Source organism: Candidatus Protofrankia californiensis (genome assembly GCF_900634765.1).
Taxonomy (GTDB): domain Bacteria; phylum Actinomycetota; class Actinomycetes; order Frankiales; family Frankiaceae; genus Protofrankia; species Protofrankia californiensis.
Genome location: NZ_CAAAFT010000198.1, coordinates 20,919 through 22,389, shown reverse-complemented (window position 1 = coordinate 22,389; position 1,471 = coordinate 20,919). Strand labels below are relative to the sequence as shown.

The 1,471-nt window shown below is 65.9% G+C and carries 1 protein-coding gene; it reads right to left on the bottom strand.

All coding sequences use genetic code 11. The features are described from left to right. Nucleotides 1-217 precede the first annotated feature (217 nt). Nucleotides 218-1,471, bottom strand: a 1,254-nt coding sequence (locus DD1DGNOD_RS10925; RefSeq protein WP_131770039.1) for an AAA domain-containing protein, incomplete at its 5' end; no start/stop codon positions are given.

The window sequence follows — 1,471 nt, the reverse complement described above, 5'->3', positions numbered from 1 at the left end:
TTGCGGAGCAGGTCCGCGCCGGTGACCCTCCCGAGATGGTTGCAGACCTTTTTGAACTGAGTCCGATGCAGGTCAACGCTGCCATCCGTTACGAGCTTTTCCGCCGTACCGCCGGCTCCACGGTATAGAGTTCGGAAAACGTGTGGCAGCCGATCCGAACCAGCTCCGGTTCTACGCGGACGAGAGCGCGCTCGGCGTCGGACGGGGGCGAGCCGTGCTACCGCGTGACCTTCTCGGACGGCGGGGGTTCAGCATCCTGTGCGTCGACGGGGTCGACGCGGATGGTCGGTGGTGACTGTGACGGAACCGCGGCGGCCGCGGCGGGGTGGATGCCGAGTTCGTCGAGTCGCTCCCACAGCGAGGCAAGGGCGGCCTCCGGGTACCGGTAGTAGGCCGATCCCCGGACTCGCCAGAATTTCCATTTCATCCGCTCGAGTACCCGCTGGCGGCGAAGGTCGGCGTCCCATTGTTGTGGGCCGTGGAACTGCTCGCCGTCGCATTCGACGGCGAGCCGGTCGTGTTCACCTTCTACAACGAGATCGATGCGGAAGTGACCGACCGGGTACTGGGGACGTACCCGGTAGCCTCGGCGCAACAGGTCCCGCAGGACGCGCCTTTCGAAATCGCTCTCGCATTGTTCCTCGAGGGTGGCGGCCTGCGTCCGGGGGTCGTTGACGCCGTAGGCATAGGTAAGAAGCTGGCCGCGCACGTCGTCGACGTGCAGCACGCCCGGATCCACGCTGTGGAAGATCCAGAGCTGGTTACGGGCGCGGCTGGCCGCCACGTTGATCCGCTGCTGGTCGGCCTTTTTCGTGGCGGCGGACCGGTTGTCGTCGGCGACGACGGAGATGAAGATGACGTCCCGCTCGTCGCCCTGGAAGTTGTACGGGTCACCCACCCGGATCCGCCGTTCCTCGTATTCGTCGCTCCCGAGCGCGGCGAGCAGATTCTGTTCGATCAGGCGGCCCTGCGCGTTCCCGAGCAGAGTGACGACACCGAAGGTCATTGCGTCGTACGCCGGATTGTTATGGCAGTCGAGAATCTGTTGGACCACGGCGAGCGCCTCGGGCTCGTTGACGTCCCCGTACTGTCCGCGGGTGCGGACCCCGTCGTGAACGCGGACGGGGCGGACCGGGGGGCCGATCCCGAGGTCGGTGTCCTCCCGCAGGGGGAGGATTCTGCCTGCGTAGAAACGGTTCGAGAACTCGATGATGTCCGGCACACAGCGGAAGTGTTCGCGTAGCAGCACCACATCGGGAAACACCCTGGTGGCGGTGTCGTAGAGGCTGGCCTCGACATCGAGGAGGGAGCGCTGCTCGAGGTCGGGGAGATGCGTTTCGATCAGCTGGAACACCCGGGACCGGTCGACGCCGACCGCCGCCGGACTGATCTGCTTGTCGTCCCCGACGACGACAACCTTGCGACCCAGCGCCAGCACCCCGAGGGAGAGCACGTCGCACTGGCTGGATTC